At 63.0% G+C, this 24,305-nt stretch carries 20 protein-coding genes and 1 pseudogene; 9 read left to right on the top strand and 12 right to left on the bottom strand.

The annotated features are described in order from the left end of the window. The first annotated feature begins 37 nt into the window (after positions 1–37). Positions 38–1,324 (top strand): glycosyltransferase, encoded by a 1,287-nt coding sequence (locus tag NKJ81_RS10680; RefSeq protein ID WP_352540407.1) that lies wholly within the window; start codon positions 38–40, stop codon positions 1,322–1,324. Then, on the top strand, positions 1,321–2,784 hold the full coding sequence (locus tag NKJ81_RS10685; RefSeq protein ID WP_352469926.1) for a lipopolysaccharide biosynthesis protein: 1,464 nt from the start codon (positions 1,321–1,323) through the stop codon (positions 2,782–2,784). Before NKJ81_RS10680 ends, NKJ81_RS10685 begins: the two co-directional genes overlap by 4 nt. A 222-nt stretch (positions 2,785–3,006) precedes the next feature. On the opposite strand, the pseudogene NKJ81_RS10690 reads toward NKJ81_RS10685, so the two are convergent. Next, a pseudogene (locus tag NKJ81_RS10690) lies at positions 3,007–4,059 on the bottom strand (polysaccharide pyruvyl transferase family protein); the annotation flags it as partial. Between the two features lie 302 nt (positions 4,060–4,361). Here NKJ81_RS10690 and NKJ81_RS10695 point away from each other — a divergent pair. The 6 genes from NKJ81_RS10695 to NKJ81_RS10720 all read left to right on the top strand — a co-directional run bounded on the left by NKJ81_RS10695 (position 4,362) and on the right by NKJ81_RS10720 (position 11,970). Next, positions 4,362–5,534 carry a glycosyltransferase family protein gene (locus NKJ81_RS10695; RefSeq protein ID WP_352540408.1) on the top strand — a complete coding sequence of 391 codons (1,173 nt, stop codon included), beginning with the start codon at positions 4,362–4,364 and terminating at the stop codon, positions 5,532–5,534. An 11-nt stretch (positions 5,535–5,545) separates the two neighbouring features. Continuing rightward, positions 5,546–6,538 carry a glycosyltransferase family 2 protein gene (locus NKJ81_RS10700; protein WP_352540409.1) on the top strand — a complete coding sequence of 331 codons (993 nt, stop codon included), beginning with the start codon at positions 5,546–5,548 and terminating at the stop codon, positions 6,536–6,538. Beyond that, entirely contained in the window at positions 6,538–7,488 is a 951-nt protein-coding gene (locus NKJ81_RS10705) for a glycosyltransferase family 2 protein (RefSeq protein WP_352540410.1), read from the top strand. The genes NKJ81_RS10700 and NKJ81_RS10705 overlap by 1 nt, the downstream gene beginning before the upstream one ends. Then, positions 7,478–8,428 (top strand): glycosyltransferase family 2 protein, encoded by a 951-nt coding sequence (locus NKJ81_RS10710; RefSeq protein WP_352540411.1) that lies wholly within the window; start codon positions 7,478–7,480, stop codon positions 8,426–8,428. The genes NKJ81_RS10705 and NKJ81_RS10710 overlap by 11 nt, the downstream gene beginning before the upstream one ends. A gap of 75 nt (positions 8,429–8,503) precedes the next feature. Then, positions 8,504–9,400 carry a UTP--glucose-1-phosphate uridylyltransferase gene (locus NKJ81_RS10715; protein ID WP_352540412.1) on the top strand — a complete coding sequence of 299 codons (897 nt, stop codon included), beginning with the start codon at positions 8,504–8,506 and terminating at the stop codon, positions 9,398–9,400. 149 nt (positions 9,401–9,549) lie between these two features. Further along, positions 9,550–11,970, top strand: coding sequence for a polysaccharide biosynthesis tyrosine autokinase (locus NKJ81_RS10720; RefSeq protein WP_352469932.1), 2,421 nt, complete (start codon positions 9,550–9,552; stop codon positions 11,968–11,970). Positions 11,971–11,985: 15 nt separating this feature from the next. Here NKJ81_RS10720 and NKJ81_RS10725 read toward each other — a convergent pair whose 3' ends face one another. Together NKJ81_RS10725 and NKJ81_RS10730 are read right to left on the bottom strand one after the other, a co-directional pair. Beyond that, positions 11,986–12,687 carry a metallophosphoesterase family protein gene (locus NKJ81_RS10725; RefSeq protein ID WP_352469933.1) on the bottom strand — a complete coding sequence of 234 codons (702 nt, stop codon included), beginning with the start codon at positions 12,685–12,687 and terminating at the stop codon, positions 11,986–11,988. 193 nt (positions 12,688–12,880) lie between these two features. Beyond that, on the bottom strand, positions 12,881–14,788 hold the full coding sequence (locus NKJ81_RS10730; RefSeq protein ID WP_352540413.1) for a propionyl-CoA synthetase: 1,908 nt from the start codon (positions 14,786–14,788) through the stop codon (positions 12,881–12,883). 170 nt (positions 14,789–14,958) lie between these two features. Between NKJ81_RS10730 and NKJ81_RS10735 the strand changes: the two genes are divergently transcribed. Further along, positions 14,959–15,750 carry a DUF2259 domain-containing protein gene (locus tag NKJ81_RS10735; protein WP_352454688.1) on the top strand — a complete coding sequence of 264 codons (792 nt, stop codon included), beginning with the start codon at positions 14,959–14,961 and terminating at the stop codon, positions 15,748–15,750. Between the two features lie 285 nt (positions 15,751–16,035). Here NKJ81_RS10735 and dhaK read toward each other — a convergent pair whose 3' ends face one another. From dhaK to NKJ81_RS10780, 9 genes are all read right to left on the bottom strand, one after another. Continuing rightward, a complete protein-coding gene (gene dhaK, locus NKJ81_RS10740; RefSeq protein ID WP_352469935.1) occupies positions 16,036–17,022 on the bottom strand; it encodes a dihydroxyacetone kinase subunit DhaK in 987 nt (328 codons plus the stop codon). Between the two features lie 26 nt (positions 17,023–17,048). Continuing rightward, complete coding sequence (locus NKJ81_RS10745; RefSeq protein WP_023676327.1) at positions 17,049–17,471, bottom strand: hypothetical protein; 423 nt, start codon at positions 17,469–17,471, stop codon at positions 17,049–17,051. Positions 17,472–17,479: 8 nt separating this feature from the next. After that, the gene (ptsP, locus tag NKJ81_RS10750; RefSeq protein WP_352540414.1) at positions 17,480–19,096 is read right to left on the bottom strand and encodes a phosphoenolpyruvate--protein phosphotransferase; all 1,617 of its coding nucleotides are present in this window, start codon (positions 19,094–19,096) and stop codon (positions 17,480–17,482) included. Then, entirely contained in the window at positions 19,080–19,382 is a 303-nt protein-coding gene (locus tag NKJ81_RS10755) for an HPr family phosphocarrier protein (RefSeq protein WP_023676329.1), read from the bottom strand. The genes ptsP and NKJ81_RS10755 overlap by 17 nt, the downstream gene beginning before the upstream one ends. Before the next feature lie 22 nt (positions 19,383–19,404). Then, a complete protein-coding gene (dhaM, locus tag NKJ81_RS10760) occupies positions 19,405–19,794 on the bottom strand; it encodes a dihydroxyacetone kinase phosphoryl donor subunit DhaM (RefSeq protein WP_352469937.1) in 390 nt (129 codons plus the stop codon). Then, the gene (dhaL, locus tag NKJ81_RS10765; RefSeq protein WP_352469938.1) at positions 19,791–20,393 is read right to left on the bottom strand and encodes a dihydroxyacetone kinase subunit DhaL; all 603 of its coding nucleotides are present in this window, start codon (positions 20,391–20,393) and stop codon (positions 19,791–19,793) included. The genes dhaM and dhaL overlap by 4 nt, the downstream gene beginning before the upstream one ends. An 81-nt stretch (positions 20,394–20,474) precedes the next feature. After that, positions 20,475–22,118: a dihydroxyacetone kinase subunit DhaK gene (locus NKJ81_RS10770; protein ID WP_352540415.1), complete on the bottom strand. Its 1,644-nt coding sequence runs from the start codon at positions 22,116–22,118 to the stop codon at positions 20,475–20,477. A gap of 67 nt (positions 22,119–22,185) precedes the next feature. Continuing rightward, on the bottom strand, positions 22,186–23,199 hold the full coding sequence (locus NKJ81_RS10775; protein ID WP_352448469.1) for an ABC transporter ATP-binding protein: 1,014 nt from the start codon (positions 23,197–23,199) through the stop codon (positions 22,186–22,188). Then, positions 23,192–24,304, bottom strand: coding sequence for an ABC transporter ATP-binding protein (locus NKJ81_RS10780; protein WP_352448470.1), 1,113 nt, complete (start codon positions 24,302–24,304; stop codon positions 23,192–23,194). The genes NKJ81_RS10775 and NKJ81_RS10780 overlap by 8 nt, the downstream gene beginning before the upstream one ends. Position 24,305 lies beyond the last annotated feature (1 nt).

The following is a 24,305-nucleotide window of genomic DNA, read 5'->3' on the forward strand; positions in this document are numbered from 1 at the left end:
AAGCCGGCTCTCGCGCCTGACCAGGGTGGGAGCTGCTTTGGGACAACGACACGCACAACACCAGACGCTTGAGGCGCCTCGCACGGCGGCGACGGGCGTCATCCCTCATCCGCGCGAGCAGATCGCCGACCGGCCTCGAAAGATCGTCCATTCGATGAAGATTTGCTTCGTAGTTGATAAGTTCCCCTCTTTGTCGGAGACCTTCGTCCTCGACCAGATAGAAGGGTGCCTCGAGCGCGGCATGCAAGTCGGCGTCGTCTGCAACGAGACGTCCTTCGGCAAGGACAGCAACATCGACGATCGCCGCTGGCAGGGTCTCCCTGGCAAGGTCGTCTGCTGGTGGGGCGGGCTGGGGCGCTTTCGCCCGACGCTCAGGAGATGGTCGGGCAGGTTCTGGGATAAGCTCTCGACCGCTGTCGACATCGCTTTTGCGCGCAAGTTGCAGAACGCCGATGTGATCGTCGCGCATTTCGGCAATAACGGCATGCGCGTCGCCCGCGCCATGAAACGAGGCCGGATTTCCGCTCCGCTGGTGACCATATTCCACGGCCGCGATGTCGGCGAACCGCTGCATGACAACACGCTCACGCGCTACAAGGTTGTCTTCGACAAGGGCGTTCTCCAGCTCCCGGTGAACGCGTTTTTCCGCGATGCCCTGATCGGCGTCGGCGCACCCCCGGCGCAAGTCATGGTTCACCATATGGGCGTGCGGCCCGGTGAGATCGGCTACCATTGGCGTTCCTGGGACCGGGACACGCTGTCCTTCATCTCGGTCTGCCGGCTGACCGAAAAGAAGGGCATCGAATTCGCCCTTCGGGCGCTCGCCAGCCTGCCGCGGCGCGACTGGGTCTATTCGGTGATTGGCGGCGGCGAATTGCTGGAAGAGTTGAAGAAGCTCGCCGCAAATCTCGGCATTGCCGACCGGGTGACTTTCCTCGGGCCGCGTCCGCATGCCGAGGTCAAGCAGCGCCTGCACAATGCCCACGTATTCCTGCTGCCTAGCGTAGCCGCGCGAGACGGCGATCTCGAGGGTATTCCGGTGGCGCTGATGGAAGCTATGGCCGCCGGGCTGATCGTCGTCAGCACCTATCACTCGGGCATCCCCGAACTGATCGAGGATCAGGAGACAGGCTTCCTCGCACCGGAGCGAGACGTTGCGGCGTTGGCCCGCAAGCTTGTCTGGGTGGCAGAGAACCCGGACAAATGCGAGCGCATCGCATGTGCGGCGCGCCGCAAGATCGAGCAGGATTTCAACGCGGACGTACTCAACGAACGTTTTGCGCAGATCGTTGCTCAACTGGCCGAAGCCAGGCAGCCGGCATGAACGCCAACCCGCCCCCCCAGTTCGGTCGCGTCGCCCTGCGCGGCGGCATGGTGACGATCGGCGCGCAAGGCTTCAAGATGGCGATCCAGTTTCTCTCGGTCATCGTGCTTGCCCGTCTGCTCGTGCCCGAGGATTTCGGCCTAGTGGCTTCCGTCGGGCCGATCGTGGCCTTTGTCGGGCTGCTTCAAAATCTTGGCCTGCAACAGGCTGTGGTCCAGCGCAAGGATATCAGCACCGAGCAGCTCAACCAGGTATTCTGGATCAGTGCGCTGGTGGGGATGGGCAGTGCCGTGGTGGTTGCATGCCTGGCGCCCGCCATCGCTGCCTTCTATGGCGATCAACGCATGGTCGGGATCACCATCGGCTCTGCCTTGCCGCTGCTGCTTGGCAGCCTCGCCGCGGTGCCGCTGGCGCTGATGAACCGTCACTTGCGCTTTGGCCAACTCGCGCTGAACGACGTGATAACCGCCGCTGCCGGACTTGCGACTACCGCAATCGCCGCCTATGCGGGGCTGGGCTACTGGTCGCTGGTCATTGGCCCGGCGGTTTCGGCTGTTGTCGCGCTGGCCGCGGCATGGCAGGTGGCGCGCTGGACGCCGTCGCGGCCGGACCTGAAGGTCGATACCGACATATTGTCCTTCGGCGCCAATCTGACCGGCTTCAATCTGGCCAACTTCTTCTCGCGCAATCTCGACAACATCCTGATCGGAAAATATTCGGGCGCGATCGAGCTCGGCTATTATGACCGCGCCTACAAGCTCCTGCTGTTTCCGCTGCAGAATATCAACCAGCCGCTGACACGCGTGATGGTGCCGCTGCTGAGTCGCATCCATGAGGACAAGGCGCGGTTTCGCGACATCTATGTGCGAACCAATTGGATGCTGGCGGCCATCACTATGCCCGGCATCGCGGCGCTGACGCTGACGTCGGACCAGGTCGTCGGGCTTCTCTTCGGCGAGCGCTGGACGGCGGTGGCGCCGATCTTCGCCTGGCTGGGCATCGCCAGCCTGATCCAGTCCGTCTCGAGCACCACCGGCTGGATCTTCATCTGCCAGGGCAAGACCAAGACCATGTTCCACTGGGGCATCTACTCGTCGCTGACGACGGTCGCCGCCTTCATCATCGGCCTGCACTGGGGCGCCGTCGGTGTCGCGGCGGCCTACGCGATCAGCGGTTATGTGCTGCGCGTCCCGGTACTTGCCGTTCTTGTCCACCGGGTCGGCCCGGTGACCGCAGCCGACTTCCTGGTCATGCAGGGACTATTCATCGCGTCGTCGCTGCTTGCCTGGTCCGTGTACCGCGAGTTGCCGGCATCGCTGACCAGCCAGTCAGACCTGCTCGCGGTGGTCCTGGCGGGTGCCCTCAATTATTCGATCGGCCTGGTCCTCATGCTCGCCCTTCGCCAGTCGCGCAGCGCCCTGTTCACCACGCTTTCCAGCGCCATGCGCAACGCCCGCTAGGCCGGCAATCACCGGCCTCAAAAGCTCACCTGCCGACATCGCCGACGCATGCTCCTCAAGCACTGCCTGAAGGCTCGTCCTGCGATAGAGGTCGAGATTGGCGGTAAGTCTGCCGAGCTTCGCGCTCGCTTCCTCGGGCGTCACCGTGTCGATGTCGAGCAGCAGGTCGGCGACGCCGATCCGCTTGGCAAGTTCCTTGGTCTTGAATTCATAGGCAATCGGCAGCACCGGCGTGCCGACGCAGAGCGACATGATCATCATGTGCATGCGCGTTGCGACGACGAAGTCGAAGCCTTTCACCAGTGCCATCAGTTGCTCCGGCGTGTGGAACGAAGCGTCCACGCTGACATGCTTGGCGATCTCCGGATCGAGTTCGGCAACGATAGCCCGCGCCGTCTTGGAATCATCATGGGCGTATTCCGGCACGCCCTGGCAGGTGGAGACGAAGGTGACCTCCTTGGCGTGGTCCCTGACCAGGATGGTCGCGATCGCGCGGATCGAGTCGATGTAGCGGCGCATGCCGCCCTCGCCGTCGCTGACATAGTTCCAGTGACGGACGGAAATGGCGACGCGGCCGGTGACGGTCGCCGACTGGCCGGAGGCCAGAAAACTTCCGATCCTGTCGGTATCGGCCAGCGCAAAGACGGCGTCGGCCACGACATGGCATTTGCCGGGGTCGTTCACCATTTCCACAATGTGGCCTCGCGAACGTTCGTCGCGCAGCAGGATGAGCGGGCTCCGGTCGAAGATCGGGCTCAACTCCTGGCGATTGTAACTTTTGTTGAACGGGCCGAGCGATTGCGTGAAGAAGACCGGGTCCTTGCCCAGAATCGCGTCGATCCGGAATTGATTAAGTCGCCGTTCCAGATTGTAAGTCTCGACAAGATAGGTTCCGCCTGTCGTGACCACGAGGTCGGCGTCTTTGTAGATATCGAGACCACGGCGATTGCTTGAACTGAACAAACGCCCGAGAACGCCGCGGAAGCCGAACCGCCGCAGGGCATTGAGGACGAGCCGATTGTAGATCGGCTTGAACAGGTTCTTCAGCCCGCTGCCGTATTTGTAGCGGAACAGCGATTCCGACAGCAGCTTGTGGAATTCGAGATCAGGATACTCTTTCTTCGTGTAGAGCCTCGCCGCCACCTCCGGCTGGCTGTCGAAGACGTAGAACTGGATATCGTCTAGCACGATCGTCTTGAAAACATGGCGGATCGCCAGGAGAATCGCTGCATCCCCGGTATTCAGGCAGACGGTGTTTTCAACCGCGATCTTCATGGAATGACCTCATTTCGTGAGTAGTCCCGTGCTTCCATCGACGGGTGCGAAGGGGCGGATTGCAGGCGGGTTGGCCGAAAATGCTGCACGCCAAGGATGGTCCTCGCGTCGTGATTATTGGCGCGCAGCCCGATGGCAGGCCAACGCGCGGTCCATGTGGCCCAAGCAGAGCGAGATTAACCCATCGATTTTGCAGTGCAACAAAAAACGGGGATCTTTGCTACGCTGCAACCAAAAATGTTGCGATGCAGCAAGAGCTGTACTAGCATTGTCGCGGGCGGGCCAACAGCGGTCGAGTTTTCATGCTGCATGTCTTGTACTTGGTACACGACGTCTCCGACCCGGCAGTGCGCCGGCGGATCATAATGCTCAAGGCAGGCGGCGCCCAGGTTACGCTGGCGGGCTTTCGTCGTACGGCAAGCGCAGTTGCTGATGTCGAGGGCTTGCAGCCGATCGATCTCGGCCCGACTCGTGATGGCCGATTCGCCCAACGTCTGGCCGCGATCATGAAGGCAGTTGTCTCGACCGGCTCGAAGCTGGGCTCAATGCCACGGCCCGACCTCATTGTCGCGCGCAATCTGGAAATGCTGGCGCTTGCCCGCCGCGCCAGATCGGCTTTCCAGGCAACGGTGCCGATCGTCTACGAGTGCCTGGATATCCATCGCCTGCTGCTTCGCGACGATCCACTGGGATGGGCGATGCGCGGCGCAGAACGCTTCCTGGCTAGGGATGTGAAGCTTCTGGTGACCAGCTCTCCGGCCTTCATCGCCAACTATTTCAAGCCGTTCGGGCAGATTGCCGCCCCAGTCGAACTGCTCGAAAACAAGTATTTCGAGCCAGCCGCGGCCTCGCTGGATGACCGCGCGGCGCCGGAGAACCCCGTAGCGCCGCCTTGGCGGATCGGCTGGTTCGGGGCGCTCCGCTGCCGCCGTTCCCTGGAGCTTCTGGCCGAATTTTCGCGCCGCCTCGACGGCCGCTTTGAAATCGTCCTCAGGGGCCGCCCGGCGCTGTCCGAATTTCCCGATTTCCACGGTTTCGTCGAATCGGAACCCTGGCTCTCGTTTGGCGGGCCCTACCGCAATCCCGAGGATATGGCGGCGATCTACCGCGAGGTCCACTTTTCCTGGGCCATCGACTTTTTTGAGCAGGGCCTGAACTCCGAATGGCTGCTGCCCAACCGGCTCTATGAGGGCTGCCGCTTCGGAGCCGTGCCGATTTCGATGGGAGCCACCGAAACCGGCCGGTTCCTCGACCGGCAAGGCATAGGGGTTCTTTTGCCAGAAGCCACGCCCGAGGCGCTCGAAGTCGCCGTCGGCACGATGGAGCAGCATCGGTTCGGGACATTGAGGGCGCGTGTTCTCGCCCGCAATCCGCGCACCTGGAGCTACGACCGCGCCGATTGTCGGGCGCTCGTCGAAAAGCTCCGCGGGCTGACTGCGGCTCCCGGTCCATATGCTGCCGAAGCATTGGCATAGAAGGACTGCCGATGACGCAAACCGAAATTCCATCCTGCACGATCGTGGTTCCGTGCCTGAACGAAGCGGCCCATATCGGCGCGTTGCTTCGAGAGCTCCGCCCTGCGGCCGAGAGGCTGGGCGCCGTGATCATCGTTGCCGATGGCGGCAGCACGGACGGCACCAGGACGATCGTCGCGGACATCGCCGCAAAAGATCAGCGGGTGATCCTACTGCACAATGAAAAGCGCTTGCAGAGCGCGGCAATCAATCTCGCCGTCGCCAGGTTCGGGGAAGGCGTCGACTATCTCATTCGCATCGACGCGCATGGCGGCTATCCTGCGGATTATTGCGACCGGCTGGTCGAAGAAGCGCAGGCCACCGGTGCGGATTCGGTCGTCGTCTCGATGCTGACCAGTGGCAGCGGCATGGTTCAGAAAGCAGCGGCAGCGGCGCAGAACTCCAGGCTCGGCACCGGCGGCTCCAAGCACCGGCATCTTTCGGCGGGAGAATGGGTCGATCATGGCCACCACGCACTGATACGGATATCGGCCTTCACCGCGGTCGGCGGCTATGACGAAACGTTCAGCCACAATGAGGATGCCGAACTCGACTATCGGCTCCGCCAGGCCGGTTACCGCATCTGGATGACCGGCAAGACGCAAATGGTCTACTACCCGCGTTCCTCGCTGAAGGGCCTCTATTTTCAGTATCTCGGCTATGGCCGTGGCCGGGCGAAGAACGTTCTCAAGCACCGCATGATCCCGAAGATCCGGCAGATGATGCCGCTTCTAGTGTTCCCCGTGGTTCTTCTCGCCGCCTTTTCCTTCGTCCACTGGCTGGCGGCCGTGCCGCTTTTGCTATGGGCGTCGGTCTGCCTCGGCTACGGCTTTTGGACCGCTCTCAGCCAGCGCAAAGCCGACATTGCCCTTGCCGGCGTCTCGGCAATGGTCATGCATTTCGGCTGGTCGGTCGGTTTCTGGCTGCAACTGCTCGCACCGCGACCGCAGCGCAGGGTAGCGTGATGGACCCGGTCAGGAAAAATCGAAGCATCGATATCTGCGTCTGCACATTTCGCCGGCCGGAGCTTGCCGACACGCTTCGCTCCATAGCGGCCATGGATATGCCCGCGGGATTCGACGTCGGTGTTATCATCGCGGACAACGACGATACGCCGACGGCCGAACAGATGGTGACGACGCTGGCTGCGGAGTTGAAGCTGCCGGTGACCTACCGGCACGCCCCGGCCCGAAACATCTCGATCGCGCGCAACGCTTGCCTCGATACCAGTGCGGCGGATTTCGTCGCCTTTATCGACGATGACGAGACGGCCACCGCTGGCTGGCTTGCCGAACTGGTGGCGACGGCGGAAGCAACAGGTGCTGCGACGGTGCTTGGGCCGGTGCAAGCCCGTTACCTGCCGGATGCGCCCGCCTGGATGCGCAAAGGCGATTTCCACTCGACCTTGCCGGTCTGGGTGAGCGGCGAAATCCGCACCGGCTACACCTGCAACGTCCTGCTCAGGATTGGCGCTGAGAGCCTGCGCGGCCGGCGCTTCAGCCTGGCACGTGGCCAGACCGGCGGCGAAGATACGGAATTCTTCGACCAGATGGTCAAGGCCGGCGGCCGCATCGCCTTTTCGCCGGAGGCTTGGGTCGACGAAGCGGTGCCACCTGCCAGGGCGGCATTCGACTGGCTCGGCCGCCGCCGGTTCCGCGTTGGGCAGACGCATGGTCATCTTCTGGGGCGCAACGCACACGGCCTTGCCCGGCTCAAGCAGGTCGGCATTGCCGCGGCAAAGGCCGCCTACAGTTTCCTGTCGGCAATTCCGGTCGCCATCGACCCCGTACGTCGGAACCGCAGCGTGCTTCGCGGCATTATGCATGTCGGCGTCGTCAGCGGCCTCGTCGGGGTTCGTGAAATCCGCCAATACGGCCTGTCTTCGCCGCAGCAAGGGGGCAAGCGTGCAGCCTGACGTGAGCTTCGTGATTGCCGCCTACAATGCCGAGGCGACCATCGATCGGGCGATTGCCAGCGCCGTCGCCCAGCGCAATATCAGCGTCGAGGTCATCGTCGTCGACGACAAGTCGCGCGACCGGACGCTCGACCTGGCGAGATCCTACCCCGAAGACATCGTACGCGTTGTCGCGCTTGAGCAAAACCGTGGCCCCGGCGGCGCCAGGAATGCCGGCCTTGAGCTTGCCCGCGGCAGGTGGGTCGCGGTCCTAGATTCGGACGACGCGGTCTATCCCGGGCGAATCTGCACCATGATCGAGCGCGCGGAGAAAGCGGGCGCCGAGATCGCGGTCGATAATCTGCAGGTCGTTCGCGAGGATGGCGTTGCCGAAGAGACGATGTTCCCGGCCGACTATCTGGAAGGCCTCGGTTCAATCTCGCTGGCGGATTTCATCGGCGGTAACGTCCTCTTCGAATCGAGCTTCAATCTCGGCTACCTCAAGCCGATCTTCCAGCGCCGGTTCCTGAACGAGAACGGGCTTCGTTACGATGAAAGCCTGATCATTGGCGAAGACTATATCCTCCTGGCCAGTGCTCTGGCTAAAGGCGGCAAATGCATGGTCGAGCCGACGACGGGCTATATCTACCACATTCGCACCGGTTCCATCTCCCGGGTGCTCGAACTTCATCACGTCGAGGCGATGCGCAGGGCCGATGCCACCTTCGCCGCGACCCATTCCATGGATGCTGCGGCCGAGGCGGCGTTCGCCAGGCGCGCTCGCAGCCTGCGGCGGGCGGCATCATTCCTGTCGCTGGTTCAGCACATCAAGGCGCGGTCGCCGCTCAAGGCGATATGGACGGCGCTCAGCGATCCGGCGGCGGTTCGGCATATGAGCATGCCGATCGCCGTCCGGCTGCGAAGGGTAGCGGCACAGTTTGCCGTAGTGGCGGGGAGGTGAAGGGCTGCAGGTGAATGAAGACAGTTTCGCCGCCTGCGACAGGGTTGAAATCGATCTCCTCAGAAGGAACATGCAATGAAAAAAGTCAGGAAGGCAGTCATACCGGTGGCGGGGCTCGGAACGCGGTTCCTGCCGGCGACCAAGTCCATGCCGAAGGAAATGCTGCCGGTGGTCGACAGGCCTGTCGTGCAATATGCGGTTGACGAGGCGTTCGAGGCCGGCATCGAGCACATCGTCTTCGTCACCGGCCGCAACAAGGCGGTGATCGAGGACTATTTCGACCTGCATCCTGAACTGATCGGAACCCTGGAGCAGAGCGGCAAGAAGGCGCAACTCGAATCGCTTGAAAGCCTGCTTCCCGTCGCCGGCGCGACGAGCTTCATCCGCCAGCAGTCGCCGCAAGGCCTCGGCCATGCCGTCTGGTGCGCGCGCGAAGTCATCGGTGACGAGCCCTTCGCATTGCTTTTGCCGGACATGGTGTCCTTCGGCGGGCGTGGCTGTCTCGCCGAAGTCGCTGATCTTTACGCACGGACTGGCGCAAACGTCATCGCCGTCGAGCGTTGCGATCCGACCGAGACCAGCAAATACGGCATTGTCGGGCGCGGCGCTGATGTCGGCACGGGCTTCGAGGTAACGGCCATGGTCGAAAAGCCGGCTCCTGCCAACGCGCCGTCGAACTTCTACATCAACGGCCGCTACATCCTGCAGCCCGAGATATTCTCGTTGCTTGCCAGCCAGCAACGCGGCGCCGGAAACGAGATCCAGCTGACCGACGCAATGGTGCGTCTCGCACAGACCCAGGCCTTCTTCGCCCAGCCTTTCGACGGCCGCATGTTCGACTGCGGTTCGAAGGAGGGGTTCATCCAGGCCAATATCGCTTTCGCGCTGGCGCGGGAGGACATGAAGGGCCCGATCTTCGAGATGCTGCAGGAATTCGTCCGGTCGCATCAGCGTCGGGAAGAAGCCGCATAATGTCCATTTTTTCGAGGCATTGTGGGTGCGGCTGATGACGCAGGACAGGCCGTTGCGCCGCGCGTAACGCGCACTGTCCGCCGCAAGGTTTGCACCCTATGTCCCGACCTTCGAGGCGGTAGCGCCTGCAAACTAGAATTGGACCGAAGATGAACTATGCCAATTTTCCTGTCGACAAGAGGACGCCATTGCCGGCTTCTAATGCGGCAAACGCCGAAGACTTCATCGACATCGAGCGCCTGCTTGGCATGGCCGCGCGGCAGGCGAAAGTGGTTGCCGCCTGCGCCGTCATCGGTCTCTTTCTCGGCGTGCTCTATTTGCAGACGACGCCTCCTACCTATGTGGCGACGAGCAGCGTGCTGATCGACGAAGGATTGAACAAGGTCGTCGACGACATTTCGGCGGCGTCGGTCAGCATGCAGACCGACTCCGCCGTTCTGAGCCAGATCGAAATACTACAGTCGGCCAGGCTGGCTGGGGTGGTCGTCGACAAGCTGAAGCTCGATCAGAACGACGCTTTCATGAACCCTCCGACGTCGGCCCTGTCGAAGGTTGCTGGCTTTGTGCGCGGTATCGTCCAGTCTGTCCGCCCCAAGCGCGCCGCTAGCACAACCGATGTCACTCAGCTTGATGCTGCGACGCGTGACGCGATCACCGCATCCTCATCGCCCCGTGACTACGCAATCTTCAAACTGCAGACCCAACTCGATGCCGAGCGGATCGGCCGGAGCTTTGTCATCAGCATCTCCTTCCAGGCGACGGATCCGGCGCTTGCGACCGCCATCACCAAGGCCTATGCCGATGCCTATCTAGCCGATCAACTCGATGCCAGCTTCGACGCGACCGAGCGGGCGGCGGTCTGGCTGCAAGGCAGGCTGACCGAGCTTCGTGAGAGCTCCCAGGCGGCTGCACTGGCGGTCGAAAAGTTCAGGGCCGAACACGGATTGGCCGTCAATGACGGCCAGCTGATCAGCGACAAGCAATTGTCCGATCTCAACACCCAGTTGATCGTCGCGCAGGCCGATACAGCACGTGCCGGCGCCCGCTATCAGCAGTACAAGTCGATCGTCGAAAGCGGCTCGGACAACGCGTTCAAGGACGCTGCGATATCGAACGACCAGCCGAGCAGCTCGGTCATCACGACGCTGAAGAACCGCTATCTCACCGTATCCAAGCGACAGCAGGATGTCGAAGCCAATTTCGGCCCGCAACATCCGCAGGCCGTCGCGCTCGCCAAGGAGAAGGCCGACATATCGGCGCAGATTTTCGGCGAGCTGAAGCAACTGACCGAAAGCTACCGCAACGAATACGAGGTCGCTCTGGCGCGCGAAACCGCGCTCCGCGCAAATGTCGCCTTGGCGGCTGGCAAGAGCTCCATCGACAACCAGTCGCAGGTCAAGCTGCGTGAGCTGGACCAAAAGGCGACGGCGCTGTCGACGCTCTACCAGACGTTCCTGAACCGCTATGAGGAGGCCGCCCAGCAGCAATCCTTCCCGGTCGGCAAGATCCGGGTCATCTCGGACGCGACGATGCCGCAGTCGGCCGCAACCCCCCGCACAGCCATCGTGCTGGGGCTTTCGCTGGCGCTTGGCATGATGCTGGGGGCAGGGGTTGGTGGCCTGAATGAATTCAGGGAACGCTTCTTCAGGACCGGCGAGGATGTGCGCGACCGGGTCGGCCTCAAATTCCTCGGCTACCTGCCGGTCATCGGCAAGGCTGGCAAGGATGACCAGCGCAATGGCGGTCAGCCTGACGTCAAAGTCGTTGAATCCAAGACCGCCAAGTCCTCCAAGTCCCAGCCCTCCAAAACATTGTCGGCAGCCGAAAAACGTGCGCGGATGCGGGTAACCGTCGATGCCCCGGCATCGATGTTCTCCGAGACGCTGCGCAACGCCAAGATCGCCTTCGATGTCGTCATGGAAGGCCAGGGCAGCCGGGTCATCGGCGTGGTCTCGGTGCTTCCCGGCGAGGGCAAGTCGACGGTGGCGGCCAATCTTGCCGGGCTGCTTGCCGTCAACGGATCGAAAACGCTGCTGATCGATGGCGACCTGCGCAATCCCGGCCTCAGCCGCAGCCTCGGTATGGAGGCCGAGCAGGGCCTGATGGAAGCTGTGGTGAGCGGGCAGACATGGCAATCGGTCGGCAAGATCGACCGGCAGACCAAGCTGGCTATCATTCCGGCCGTCCTGCGTGGCCAGTTTTCGCATACCAGCGAGCTTCTGTCTTCAGCCGGCATGCGGCGTTTCATCGATAACGCCAAGGAAACCTTCGAATACATCATCGTCGATCTGCCGCCGCTCGGGCCTGTCGTCGACGCCAAGGCCTTCGCTCCGCTTGTCGACGGCTTCGTGCTGGTCACCGAATGGGGACGCACGCCGCGTGCGATGGTGCAATCCATGCTCAGCTCGGAGCCCTACATCGCCAAGAAGATCATTGGCGCGGTGCTGAACAAGGTCGAACTGAAGAAGCTGGCCAAATATGGCGCGATCGGCGGCTCGGAAAAATTCTTCGACAAATATTCGAGCTACTATCTGGAAAAATCGGAAGCGCGCACCAAGGCAGCCGCCTGAGCGACGACATCGCGCTCAGGAAAATATCAACCTGGCGCGGTTGTCGACGATCCTGAGGGCGGTCAGCTGGCCGGTTTGGAAGGCGCCGGTGTCTATGCCAAGCCGGCGTCCCTCGAGCTTCGGAGTGTCGACCGGCGTATGTCCGTGCACGACATAGCGGTCGAGAAGATGCGCAGCGTCGAAGAAGTCCGAACGGATATTCAGCAGGTCGTCCTCGTCCTGCGCGGCGAGGTCGATGCCGGGCCTGATGCCGGCATGGACGAACACGAATTTCGCCGAACAGACCATGACCGGCAGCGCGCGCATGAAGCTAATGTGGTCGGCTGGAATGACTTCCCGAATGCGCTTGTCGACCTCCTCGCTTGACCCATAGAGATCGGCCATGCGCGACGGGTCGACGCCGTAGGAAAACAGCGTTTGCAGGCCGCCTATCGCCAGCCACGACTCTCTCGAAATGATCCCGTCGACGTAGTTCAGCATCACGACTTCGTGGTTGCCGGCAAGGCAGATGCGCTGGAAATCACGGAGCGGTGGCGCCAGCAGATGATCGAGCACACGCGCCGACTGGGGTCCACGATCGACGTAGTCGCCAAGCATGATTATGAGCTTGCGCCCTTCGAAGGGCGCCGAATCGAGCACGATCTTCTGCTCCAGGGCGCGGAGTTCCTTGTAGCAGCCATGCACGTCGCCGATCGCATAGACGACTGCGCCCCGCATATCGATCTCCAGCCGCTGGCGTGCCGCGGCCTGGGGCTTTCTCGATCGCTGGAACAGGGTCACGTATGGCGTCTCGCATGGCTGTGGGTGCGTCTCGATTCCGAAACAACATGACGACACCGCGCGTGGATACCACGTCCGGCGCCGGTCGTTCCATACCGGAGCTTCGGACGCAACTCGGCTTCGGCGCCCATTACAGGCCGATGCCGCGGCGGTTCAGCGCGGCGGTGATCTCGTCGAGGATGGCCGGGTCGTCGATCGTTGCCGGCATGGCCCATTCCTCCTTGTCGGCGATCTTCTGCATGGTGCCGCGCAGGATCTTGCCGGAGCGCGTCTTCGGCAGGCGCTTGATCGTCACCACCGTCTTGAAGGCAGCGACCGGGCCGATCCGTTCGCGCACTAGGGTGACAACCTCGTTTTCGATGATGCCGGCGTCGCGGTCGACGCCGGCATTCAGCACGACGAAGCCGAGTGGAACCTGGCCTTTCATAGCATCGGCCATACCGACGACGGCGCATTCGGCGACGTCGGGATGCGCGGCCAGAATCTCCTCCATGGCGCCGGTCGATAGCCGGTGGCCGGCGACATTGATGATGTCGTCGGTGCGAGCCATGACATAGAGATAGCCGTCCTCGTCCATCATGCCGGCATCCGCGGTTTTGTAGAAGCCGGGGAACTCGTCGAGATAGGCTTGGCGAAACCGCTCGTCGGCATTCCACAGCGTCGGCAGGCAGCCGGGGGGCAACGGCAATCTCACCACGACATTGCCAAGCGTACCACGCTTGACCTCATGCCCGGCATCGTCGAGCACGCGGATGTCATAACCGGGCATCGGCACGCCGGGCGAGCCGTATTTGACCGGCAACAGGCCCAGTCCGGCGGGGTTGATGGTCATCGGCGAGCCGGTCTCGGTCTGCCACCAATGGTCGATCACCGGCAAGGTCAATTTCTGCTCCGCCCATTTGATGGTTTCGGGATCGGCGCGCTCGCCGGCGAGGAACAGCGTCCGGAATTTGGACAGGTCGTATTTCGGGACGAATTCGCCCTTCGGGTCCTGTCCTTTGATGGCGCGAAAGGCGGTTGGCGCGGTGAACAGCGCGACGACGCCATGCTCGGCGATCACACGCCAATAGGTGCCGGCATCGGGCGTGCCGACCGGCTTGCCCTCGAACAGGATCGTTGTGCAGCCATGCAGCAGCGGGCCGTAGACGATATAGGAATGGCCGACCACCCAGCCGACATCGGAAGCCGCCCAGAACACTTCGCCCGGTTTGACGCCGAACTCGTTTTCCATCGACCATTTCAGCGCGACCATATGGCCGCCATTGTCACGCACGATTCCCTTCGGCTGGCCGGTCGTGCCCGACGTGTAGATGATGTAGAGCGGATCGGTGGCAAGCACCGGAACACAGTCGACATTGGCACCCGCGGCCCGCTCCCGCGCCACGGCGTCGGCATAGTCGATATCGTGGTTTTCCCTGAGTTCGCAGCGCAGTTGGTCGCGCTGCAGGATAAGGCAGCTTTCCGGCTTGTGCCGCGACATCTCGATCGCCTTGTCGAGCAGCGGCTTATAGGCAACCACGCGCCCTGGCTCCAGGCCGCAGGAAGCGGAGATGATCAGCTTCGGCTTGGCGTCGTCGATGCGGGTGGCGAGCTCATGCGAGGCAAAGCCGCCGAAGACCACCGAATGCACGGCGCCGATCCGCGCACAGGCAAGCATGGCGAAGGCTGCTTCCGGCACCATCGGCATGTAGATGATGACGCGATCGCCTTTTTGGATGCCACGATTCTTGAGCACCGAGGTCAGCGCGATCACCTCGCGCTTCAACTCGGTATAGGTGAACTTCCTGATTGTGCCGGAAATCGCGCTGTCATGGATCAACGCGATCTGGTCGGCACGGCCGCCCGCCACATGACGATCGACGGCATTGAAGCAGGTGTTGCACGAGGCGCCAATGAACCACCTGCCATAGACGCCGGCATTGGCGTCGAACACCGTCTCGAAGGGCGAGAACCAGTCGATTGCGCCCGCGGCATCGGCCCAGAATTTTTCCGGGTCGCGTTTCCAGCCGTCGTAGACCTCGTGGTAGCGTGACGCCATCCAGCTTCCTCCCCAGGAATGTTTGCTGTCCTTGAAATAGCGTATGCTGGTTTGTGTAACCATGTATTTGTGCGTTTCGTTTGCCGTCGTTCTAACTTGGCCGCAAGTGCGGGTCATGGTGGTCTGGGGGCCGGTATCGTTCGAATTTTCGGCACTAGGGGCAGGGCGCGATGAAATTGCGATATGAGCTTGGGTTTGCCGCGGTTGCGACGCTGGCGGTGGTGCTCGCTTCAGCTGCTCAGGCAGGCGACGCGGCGGCTCGGCGCGTCATCGGCTTTTCGCCAGACGGCAACTACTTCGCCTTCGAACAGTACGGCACGCTCGATGCCGGTGCTTCGGATTCGGGCTGGTCGGAGATCGACATCATCGACACGCGGACCGATGAGTTCGTCGGCGGCAAGCCGATCGTCATCGCCGACGAGACGGAGGATTCGACATTGACGCTTGCGCAGGCGAGGGCACAGGCCGCCGAACTGGCGGCGCCCTTGCTGGCCAAATATGCCATCGCGCCGCGCGGCGAGCGGACTGCCTTGGACAGGTTCACCTTTCCCGACGACATGGTCGCCTACAATGACATTGCGCGCCTCGAGCAGGTTTCGCAAAAATGGCTTTCGCCGGCCTATGACGAGCTTGGCACCATCCAGCTCGAGCAGATCCGTGCCGACAGCACGGCGGATTGTTCAGCGAGTTTCGACGCGACGCTGCAAGGCGAAACGACCGGCAAGGCGCTCGGCTTTCGCCTGACGCTGCAGGGTCAGGACGGCAAGCCGATCAAGCTGCTGCATGAGGACAAGGCGGTGCCCGGTTCGAGGAATTGCCCGACTTCCTACAGCCTGTCGGAATCTTACGCATTCACCCCGGATGGAAAACCGGGCGTGCTTGCGGTGCTCGTGCAGCGCTTCAGCCAGGGATTTGAAGGGCGCGACCGCCGTTTCATCGCCGTGACTGGCCAGGCGCACTGAGGCAACGCGCTGAGACGTAGTCCGCTACCCGAGTTTGTTGTCCCTAAAGCGGGAGGGCAGCGAGCATAAGTCCGACCCCGCCGACGATCAGCAAGGCGGCTGCCAGCACCTTTCCATGGCGCTCGAAACCCGTCGGCGCCCGATCCCAATTGTAACGCATGCTCGAACTCCCCAAACCCGCAGATTCTTTATCTTACGCAGGGTGAGGAGGGCAACCTGTCTGGCGATGCGCGGCGTTGCCGATACCGGTCTTGTCACCGACTATTTCTGGGGCATTCTCCGCCGCTACATGCCCCAGCGCAGCGCGGCCGTATGTACCGGTGCATCCCACCAAATAGCCGCCTCGTCGTCGAGCATGCTCAGCGTGATCGAACAGCCGGCCATATCGAGCGAGGTCACATAGGACCCGACCAGCGACCGGATCACCGTCACGCCGTGCTTCTCGAAGATTTTGCGGGCGCTGTTGTACATCAGATAAAGCTCCATCAACGGTGTGCCGCCAAAGCCGTTGACGAAGAGTAGCGCCTGGCCTCTGGCACCGTCGCCCAGGTCACCCAGGATTGCGGTACAGATCTCCTCGGCGATAGCATCGGCGCTTTTCAATGTGTCGCGCCGCCTCCCAGGCTCGCCGTGGATGCCGACCCCGAACTCCATCTCGCCGTCGCCGATATCGAAGGTCGGCTTGCCCGCCGCCGGCACGGTGCAACTGGTCAGCGCCACGCCCATCGAGCGCGTCGCGCCGTTGACGCGCTCGCCGAGCGCCTTCAACGGCTCCAGTGCCATGCCTTGTTCGGCCGCCGCGCCGACGATTTTCTCGACCACCAGCGTGCCGGCGACGCCGCGCCGGCCGGTGGTGTAGGACGAGTTTTCGACCGCAACGTCGTCATTGGTCACGATTTGCATCACGCCTTCCGACATTTCAGCGGCCATGTCGAAATTCATCACGTCGCCCTCGTAGTTCTTGACGATGAACAGGCAGCCGGCGCCCGTATTGACGACTTCGGCCGCCGCCATCATCTGGTCAGGCGTTGGCGAGGTGAATACCTGGCCGGGGCAGGCCGCATCCAGCATGCCGTGCCCGACGAACCCGCCATGTAGCGGCTCGTGACCCGAGCCGCCGCCGGAGATCAGCGCCACCTTGCCCGGTGTGAGCAGCTTGCGGCGGACAAATCTGTGTTCCGCGCCAAGCGCCAGGATATCGGCATGCGCGGCAACGAAGCCGTCGAGGCTCTCGGTCAGCACCGTATCGACCGAATTCAAAAATTTCTTCATGGCCGTCCTCCCGAAATAGCCCAGCGTCAGCTGCCCTTGCCGGCAATGCTGGTGATCTTCTGGATGAAATCGTTGACCGCCCGGTCGAGCGCCGCGTTCTGCTTGTCGTCGCCGAAATCGGGAACGATCAGCGAGACATGGCGTGTCTTGCGCAAGCCTGCGGCCAGCGACATCTTTCCCGGATGCGCCCGATGGTAGGCCTCAAGGAAATGATCGCGTTCGGCCGGGCTGAAATGGCAGACGGAGAAGATAGCCGGCAAATGCTTCGACGGGATCGGCGTCGAATAGGCCGGGCTGGAAATCTGCGTGACGAAGCTGCGATGCTTGCCCAGCGCATCGGCGAGGCGCTGGCGCATGCCGGACGGGCGCTGGTCGATCACCTGCGACAGGATCGTCTTGTAGGCGCGGATCGCCTCTTCGGGGCCGGATTGCGACGCCTTGTCTGCCATACCGGGGCCTAGATCGAAACGTCCGCGATGGCCGCCTTGGCCATCGCGAGTTGGGCGGGAGCGACGGAGAGGTCACGCAGGCCGGTTTCGAGCAGCGCCGGGATCGAGGCGGGGTCGCCGCCGGCATCGCCACACAGGCTGACCGGGATATTATGCTCGCGGCCGAAGGCGGCAACCGAGGCGATCAGCCGGAGCACGGCCGGATGCCTGACGGAATTCAAATGTGCGACCGACGCATTGTCGCGCGCGGCGGCCATCACGTATTGGGTCAAATCATTCGAACCGATCGAGAAGAAAGCGGCCTTGGCGAATGCCTCCGGTGCGATGGCCACCGACGGCACCTCGACCATGATGCCAAGCGGCGGCATTTTGTGCGCGATGCCGCGCGCCAAAAGGTCAGCCTGCTCCTCAGCGAACAGCGCGGTGGCGTGTTCATACTCTTCCGGAACGGCGATCATCGGGAACATCACCTTCAGATTGCCGTGCATGGCGGCACGTAGCAAGGCGCGGATCTGCACACCAAAGATCTCCGGACGCATCAGCGACAGCCTGATCCCGCGCAGGCCAAGGAATGGATTACCTTCCTCGACGGTCAGGCCCGGCACAGGTTTATCGCCGCCCGCATCGACAGTACGGATCGTCACCGGCCTGTCGCCTGCCCATTCCAGCACTCTACGGTAGGCGCGATATTGCGTCTCCTCGTCCGGCAGCGTCTTGCCGAACAGGAATTCGGTCCGCATCAGCCCGACACCGTCGCACGCCGCAGCATCGATGCGGTCGACATCGGACGGATCGGCAATATTCACCTGCACGTGGACCGCTATGCCGGTCTTCGTTGCTGCCGGCCTTGTCAAATAGGCTGCCGCTTTGTCGCGATGCGCCGCGAAAGACGACGACGATCGCCGGAATGCGTCGATCTCCACTTTCGAAGGCGCCAACACGATGCCGCCATGTTCGGCATCGAGCAGTGCGATTCCGGCAAGGTGAGCCGGCGAAGCACCGGGCCCGGCTACCCCACGCGCTACGAGCCCCAACCCCACCACCATTGGCACGCCGCGTGAGCGTGCCAGCATTGCGACATGACTTGCGGCACTTCCGGCCGTAAGTGCTATGCCGCCGCCGGCACTCCAGTCGGTTTCGAGGAAGCGCGTCGGTGCGATATCCTCGCCGTAGAAGATCGCACCTGCCGGCGCGGCAATGTCGCCACCCCCGGCAAGCGCGCGTAGCACCTGGTCGCGTATGTCGCGCATGTCGGCCGCGCGCGCCCGGAAATAGTCCTGCTCGGATGTTTCATAGCCGGCTATCTCGGCGTCGAGCGCTTTTCGCCAAGCCGCATCAGCAGCCATGCCCTCGGCAATTCGCGCAAAGGCCGGGCCGGTCAGCGAGTCGTCCTCCAGCATGGCGAGCTGGAATTCGAGGATACCGGCCGCCTCGCTGTCGCTGGTTTCCATCAATGTCGCGAGCCGGCCTGCGGCAATGGAGATGGCGGCCTCAAGCGCCGCCTTCTCGTCCGCGGCAGTCGCCTTGCGGACATAACGCACAGCAGCCTGGTCCAGATTGAACAGCGGCCCCTCGGCATAGCCGGCCGATGCCGAAATGCCCTGCAGCCTAAGCGGTTCGGGCATGGTCCTTGCCTTCGTCGAAATCGCGCCGCACCAGCTCGACCAGTGCGCCGACCGCCTCGCCGGCGCCGTCCCCTTTGGCTCTGATATGCAGGACAGTGCCTTTCGGCGCTTTCGCCGCCATCACCTTGACGATGCTCTTGGCGTCGAACCATGGCCCGTTGGCGGCGAGCGCAATCTCGACGTCGGCCGAAAACGTCTTGGCAAGCTTGGTGAACTTCACCGAAGGACGCGCATGCAGTCCCACCTCATGGGTGATCAGGACGCTGGCTTCGGCTGCTGCGGACATGCTTGTCAAAATTCCCGTTCGTTCACGACGGCGACAATTCGTGCGCCGTCGCCACCACTTCCCTGAGCGAGGCGCCGCCGGAAGCCTCGGTCGCCGCCATCACCGCGCCTTCGACGATCGGCGCATTGCAGACGATGATCTTCTGGGCGCGTGGTTCGCCGATCATCTCGACCGCCATCTCGCTATTGGTCTCGGCACCGCCGAGATCGACGAGGATCGCGACCCCCGCCTCCGACCAGGCCTTGTCGATGGCGTCCATGATCGCCTCGACATTGGTTCCCAGCCCGCCATGGCCGTTTCCCCCGCACCATGCAAGCGGCACTTCGTTGCCGACCATCTGCCGCACCATGTCGGCGGTGCCTTCGGCGACCAGCGGCGAATGCGATACGATGACGATGCCGACATTGCTCATGCGCGCCTCTCGATTGCCTCGGCTACGGCCCGCACCAGAAGCGCAGTCGAGCGTGCGCCGGCGTCCATATGACCGATCGAACGGTCGCCAAGGAACGAGGCGCGCCCACGCAGCGCCTTCATCGGCACGGTCGCGTCGGCCGCGTTGTCGGCGATCTCGACGATGTCCGCTGCCGTCTTTCCCTGCAGCAGGGCCTCATGCACCGGCTGCAGCACGTCTAACATGGTTTTTTGCCCGGCCTGCGACTTGCCTCTGGCGGCAACCGCTTCGATCGCCTTGCCGAAGGCCGCCGCCAGGTCGGCGCGACCCGGCGCGGCGGAAATCTCCTTGCCGAGCGCCATGAACAGCGTGCCGAACAACGGACCGGAGGCTCCGCCGACGGTCATCACCAGTTTGGTGCCGATCGCCTTCAGCGCCTCGGGCAACGGCTTTGTCGCAAACGCGCCGGCCTCGGCCCGCACTGCCTCGAAGCCGCGTCTCATGTTGAGCCCATGGTCGCCGTCGCCGATGGCCTGGTCGAGACTGGTCAGCTCGTCGGCATGTGCGGCGATCGTGTTTGCCGCCGCCTCGATCAGCCTGGAAATATCCGCTGCCGCCATGTCACCCATGCTCCTGGCCCCTGCGCTGCCGGCAGTACGAGAAAATTGCATATCCGGCAATTGAAGCATTCTTTTCCCCAGTCAAGCGGGTTCGAGCAACGCAGCGAGGGCAGTGAAGACCTCGGCGACGGCAAAGGCGCCGGGGTCGACCACGCCGTCGAGCTGGCTGCCAATATAGGCGGACCGCCCGGCCTTGGCCTTGCGCATGGCAGCGGTGGCCTCGGCTCCGCGTTGCGCCGCGACCGCCGCATCTTCCAGACTCCCCCTATCCAGCGCCCTCAAGGCGGGTTCCAGGGCATCGATCATCGTGCGATCGCCGACCCTCGCTCCACCATAGAAGGACATCCGATCGAGGCCGGCGAGAAGCGCCTTGGGAAGCGTTTCGCCAGACTCCAGCGCCTGCGCGGCGGCGGTGAAGAAGATCGACAACAGCACGCCGCTAGAGCCGCCCATGCTGGCGCTCAGGATGTCGCCGACGACGGCGAGCGTTGCGGCAGGCTCAGCGAGCGGCAGTGTCGCAATGCGGCCAAGCACGCTGCGCGCACCGGCCGCCACAGTCGATCCGGTGTCACCGTCTCCCGCCTTGGCATCCAGTCCGTTCAACGCGCCTTCAAGCGAGATCAGCCGTTCGCAGACCGCGACAACCAACCGGTCGGTGCGTGCGTCCTGGCTGGCTTTCGACGCGTTGTTCGGGCCGGCGGCTTTGGCCATCGGCACGACGCTGGCTTGGCGAACGGCTCTTGCCGGCAGCCAGGCGTGGGGGCCTACCGGCGCCCGCAACGCCGCTTCGCGCGACGCATCGAGCCGGATCAGCGACAGGGAAAAGCCGTTCATGTTGAGCGCGGTCATAAGCTGCCCGGGCCCGATTGTCAGCGTCACCTTTTGCGCCAGCGGTGAAGCCAGTACCGCATTGGCGACAAGCAACATTTCCAGCGGTGGCACCGAACCGAGATTATTGATCAGCAAGGCGTAGTGGCTGACCGGATCAAGCCGCGCGGCAAGGCGCTCCGACATGATCGCAACCAGCCTTTCGGCACTTTGCACCGCAATCCGCTCAACGCCCGGTTCGCCATGGATGCCGAGGCCGAGTTCGGCATCGTCCGCCCCGAATCTTTCTTCATGGCTCTGGCCGGGGATCGAGCAGGATGACAGCGATATGCCGAGCGAAACGATATCCGCCGCCACTGCCCGCGCCGCCCCGGCAATCGCCGCCAGGTCAATGCCGGCTTCCGACTGGTGGCCGGCGATCTTGTGCACGAACAAGGTGCCGGCCAGGCCACGCGGCTGGGCAATGTCCGGCAGGGCGATATCGTCGGCGACAATCACCATCTCGACCCGGAAGCCTTCGGCGCGCGCCTTCTCGGCTGCCAGGCCGAAGTTGAGGCGATCGCCGGTATAGTTCTTGACGATCAGCAGACACCCGGCGGGACCGGTCACCGCGCGGATGGCGGCCAATACCGCTTCCACGCTCGGCGAAGCAAAGATCTCGCCCGAAACCGCCGCCGTCAGCATGCCAATGCCAACAAAGCCGGCATGGGCAGGTTCGTGCCCGGCCCCGCCGCCGGAAATGACCGCAACCTTGGTCTTATCCCAGTCCGCGCGGAGAATGACCTTGATCTCGGGATAGCCGTCGAGGCGAGCGAGATCGCCGGCGCCGGTAGTATCGAGGAAGCCGTCCAGGGCCTCAGTTACGATCGTATCCCTGCGATTGAAAAAATGCTTCATCGAATTGGTCCAGTCCGGTGCCCGAAATTGCCGGTTGAAAGGTGCCAGGAAAACACTCGCGCAGCGCTCACATCAGCCGTCGCCCATCGGGGCCGAAATACAGCGGCGAGCGATAGCGGATCATGATCTTGTCGCCCTGAGCCAGGTCGGTGTCGGGGTCGGTTAGCGTCACCAGCTTCCTGGTCCCCACCGTCACATGCAGATGGTTCTGGTCGCCGAGATGCTCGACCCAATCGACGACGCCGTCGGCATGGCCGTTCGCCGCCTTCTCGATCGAAAGATGTTCGGTGCGAGCACCGATCGTCTTTGTTCCCGCCGGCGCGCCGCCATCCGGCAGCAGTCCGACCGGCAACAAATTGATTGCCGGTTGGCCGAGCCGTGCGGCGACGTGTAGGTTTGCCGGCTCAGAATAGATCGCGCGCGGGGAACCGATCTGCACCAGCACGCCGTCGGCGAGAATGCCGATGCGGTCGGCCATGGTCATCGCTTCGATCTGGTCGTGCGTGACGTAGAGCATTGTGGCGCCGAGTTCCGCCTGGATGCGCTTCAGCTCTAGCCTGAGATCGGCGCGCAGCTTGGCGTCGAGCGACGACAGCGGCTCGTCCATCAGGTAGATCGACGGCTTGCGCACCAAGGCGCGGCCGATGGCGACGCGCTGCATCTCGCCGCCAGAGAGTTTGGTCGAGCGATTATTCAGCTTGTGGTGGATGCGCACCATCTTGGCCACGTCCTCGACGCGGCGGCGGATCTGATCCTCCGGCATTTTCCGTGCTGGCGAGCGCAGCGGAAAGGCGAGGTTGTCGTAAACCGACAGATGCGGATAGAGCGAATATTGCTGGAATACGAAAGCGGTGTCGCGCTCGGCCGGCGACAGCGTCGTCGTGTCGTGGCCGGCAATATGGATCGAGCCCGCTTCCGGACGCTCCAACCCGGCGATCAGCCTGAGCGTCGTCGTCTTGCCGGCGCCGGTCGGCCCGAGCAGCACGACGAATTCCCCGTCGGCGATATGCAGGTCGAGATTGTCGACGGCGACATGCTCGCCAAAAGCCTTGGTCACGCTTTTGATGTGAACGTCAGCCATGATGTGCTCTCCCCTGGGAGGCCGAGTCATGGATTTCGGTGCGCACCGCACGCCCGGATCCTTTTGCGAACAGCGACAGCCGCGCGCTGCTCAGCGCCAGGCCCACATGATCGCCCGGATTGAGCCGGATTTCGGCCGGCACCCTGGCCTTGATGATGCCGTCCGCTGTCTCCACCGCGACGATCTGAGTGGTGCCGAGATATTCCGTGCCGTAAATAGCACCGCGCAGCTTCGAAGCGTCATCGAAGCGGATGTGCTCCGGTCGGATGCCAAGCGCCATCTCGGCCGGCGCGACGTCCTCGCGGATCTCCGGCACGGCCACCTTCGCGCCTTGCACAACAATTTCCCTGGCGCCCTTTGAAAGCCCGCCGCCGAAGCCGAGGAAATTCATCGGCGGCGAGCCGATGAAGTCGGCGACGAACATCGTCGCCGGCCGGTCGTAGATCTCGCGCGGCGTGCCGAACTGCTCGATGACGCCGTGGTTCATCACCGCGATCTTGTCGGCCATCGACATCGCTTCCATCTGGTCATGCGTGACATAGACGGTGGTGGCGTGAATGCGGTTGTGCAGTTCTCGCAATTCATGGACCATCAGGTCGCGGAATTCGGTGTCGAGCGTGCCGAGCGGCTCATCCATCAGGAAGCATTTTGGCCGCCGTACGATGGCGCGGCCGAGCGCCACGCGCTGGCGATCGCCGCCGGCAAGCCCGGAGACCGATTTGTTGAGCAGATGGTCGATCCGCAAAAGCTTCGCCGTCTCCTCCACTCGGCTCCGGATTTCAGCGCCTGGCACGCCTTGCGCCAGCAGTGGAAAGCCGATGTTCTTCCGCACATTCATGTGCGGATAGAGCGCGAACAGCTGGAAGACGAAGGCGATGTCGCGCTCGCGGGCACGCCGCATGGTGACGTCCTCGCCGCCAAGCAGGATCTTGCCGCCGGTTGGCAGTTCGAGCCCGGCGATCATGCGCAACGTCGTCGTCTTGCCGCAGCCGGACGGCCCCAGCATGACGAAGAATTCGCCGTCCTCGACGACGAAGTTGGAATCTTGCACGGCGACGAAATCGCCGAATGCCTTCCTCAGATGTTCGACCCTGATCTCGGCCATC

This window comes from Mesorhizobium sp. M0018 (genome assembly GCF_040323955.1).
Classification (GTDB): domain Bacteria; phylum Pseudomonadota; class Alphaproteobacteria; order Rhizobiales; family Rhizobiaceae; genus Mesorhizobium.

What these genes read in the sequence shown, in the direction of transcription:
- NKJ81_RS10685 (WP_352469926.1), top strand. Translation starts at nt 1,321, where the DNA reads ATGAACGCCAACCCGCCCCCCCAGTTCGGTCGCGTCGCCCTGCGCGGC.
- NKJ81_RS10695 (WP_352540408.1), top strand. Translation starts at nt 4,362, where the DNA reads ATGCTGCATGTCTTGTACTTGGTACACGACGTCTCCGACCCGGCAGTG.
- NKJ81_RS10700 (WP_352540409.1), top strand. Translation starts at nt 5,546, where the DNA reads ATGACGCAAACCGAAATTCCATCCTGCACGATCGTGGTTCCGTGCCTG.
- NKJ81_RS10705 (WP_352540410.1), top strand. Translation starts at nt 6,538, where the DNA reads ATGGACCCGGTCAGGAAAAATCGAAGCATCGATATCTGCGTCTGCACA.
- NKJ81_RS10715 (WP_352540412.1), top strand. Translation starts at nt 8,504, where the DNA reads ATGAAAAAAGTCAGGAAGGCAGTCATACCGGTGGCGGGGCTCGGAACG.
- NKJ81_RS10720 (WP_352469932.1), top strand. Translation starts at nt 9,550, where the DNA reads ATGAACTATGCCAATTTTCCTGTCGACAAGAGGACGCCATTGCCGGCT.
- NKJ81_RS10725 (WP_352469933.1), bottom strand. Translation starts at nt 12,687, where the DNA reads ATGCGGGGCGCAGTCGTCTATGCGATCGGCGACGTGCATGGCTGCTAC.
- NKJ81_RS10730 (WP_352540413.1), bottom strand. Translation starts at nt 14,788, where the DNA reads ATGGCGTCACGCTACCACGAGGTCTACGACGGCTGGAAACGCGACCCG.
- NKJ81_RS10735 (WP_352454688.1), top strand. Translation starts at nt 14,959, where the DNA reads ATGAAATTGCGATATGAGCTTGGGTTTGCCGCGGTTGCGACGCTGGCG.
- dhaK (WP_352469935.1), bottom strand. Translation starts at nt 17,022, where the DNA reads ATGAAGAAATTTTTGAATTCGGTCGATACGGTGCTGACCGAGAGCCTC.
- NKJ81_RS10745 (WP_023676327.1), bottom strand. Translation starts at nt 17,471, where the DNA reads ATGGCAGACAAGGCGTCGCAATCCGGCCCCGAAGAGGCGATCCGCGCC.
- ptsP (WP_352540414.1), bottom strand. Translation starts at nt 19,096, where the DNA reads ATGCCCGAACCGCTTAGGCTGCAGGGCATTTCGGCATCGGCCGGCTAT.
- NKJ81_RS10755 (WP_023676329.1), bottom strand. Translation starts at nt 19,382, where the DNA reads ATGTCCGCAGCAGCCGAAGCCAGCGTCCTGATCACCCATGAGGTGGGA.
- dhaM (WP_352469937.1), bottom strand. Translation starts at nt 19,794, where the DNA reads ATGAGCAATGTCGGCATCGTCATCGTATCGCATTCGCCGCTGGTCGCC.
- dhaL (WP_352469938.1), bottom strand. Translation starts at nt 20,393, where the DNA reads ATGGCGGCAGCGGATATTTCCAGGCTGATCGAGGCGGCGGCAAACACG.
- NKJ81_RS10770 (WP_352540415.1), bottom strand. Translation starts at nt 22,118, where the DNA reads ATGAAGCATTTTTTCAATCGCAGGGATACGATCGTAACTGAGGCCCTG.
- NKJ81_RS10775 (WP_352448469.1), bottom strand. Translation starts at nt 23,199, where the DNA reads ATGGCTGACGTTCACATCAAAAGCGTGACCAAGGCTTTTGGCGAGCAT.
- NKJ81_RS10780 (WP_352448470.1), bottom strand. Translation starts at nt 24,304, where the DNA reads ATGGCCGAGATCAGGGTCGAACATCTGAGGAAGGCATTCGGCGATTTC.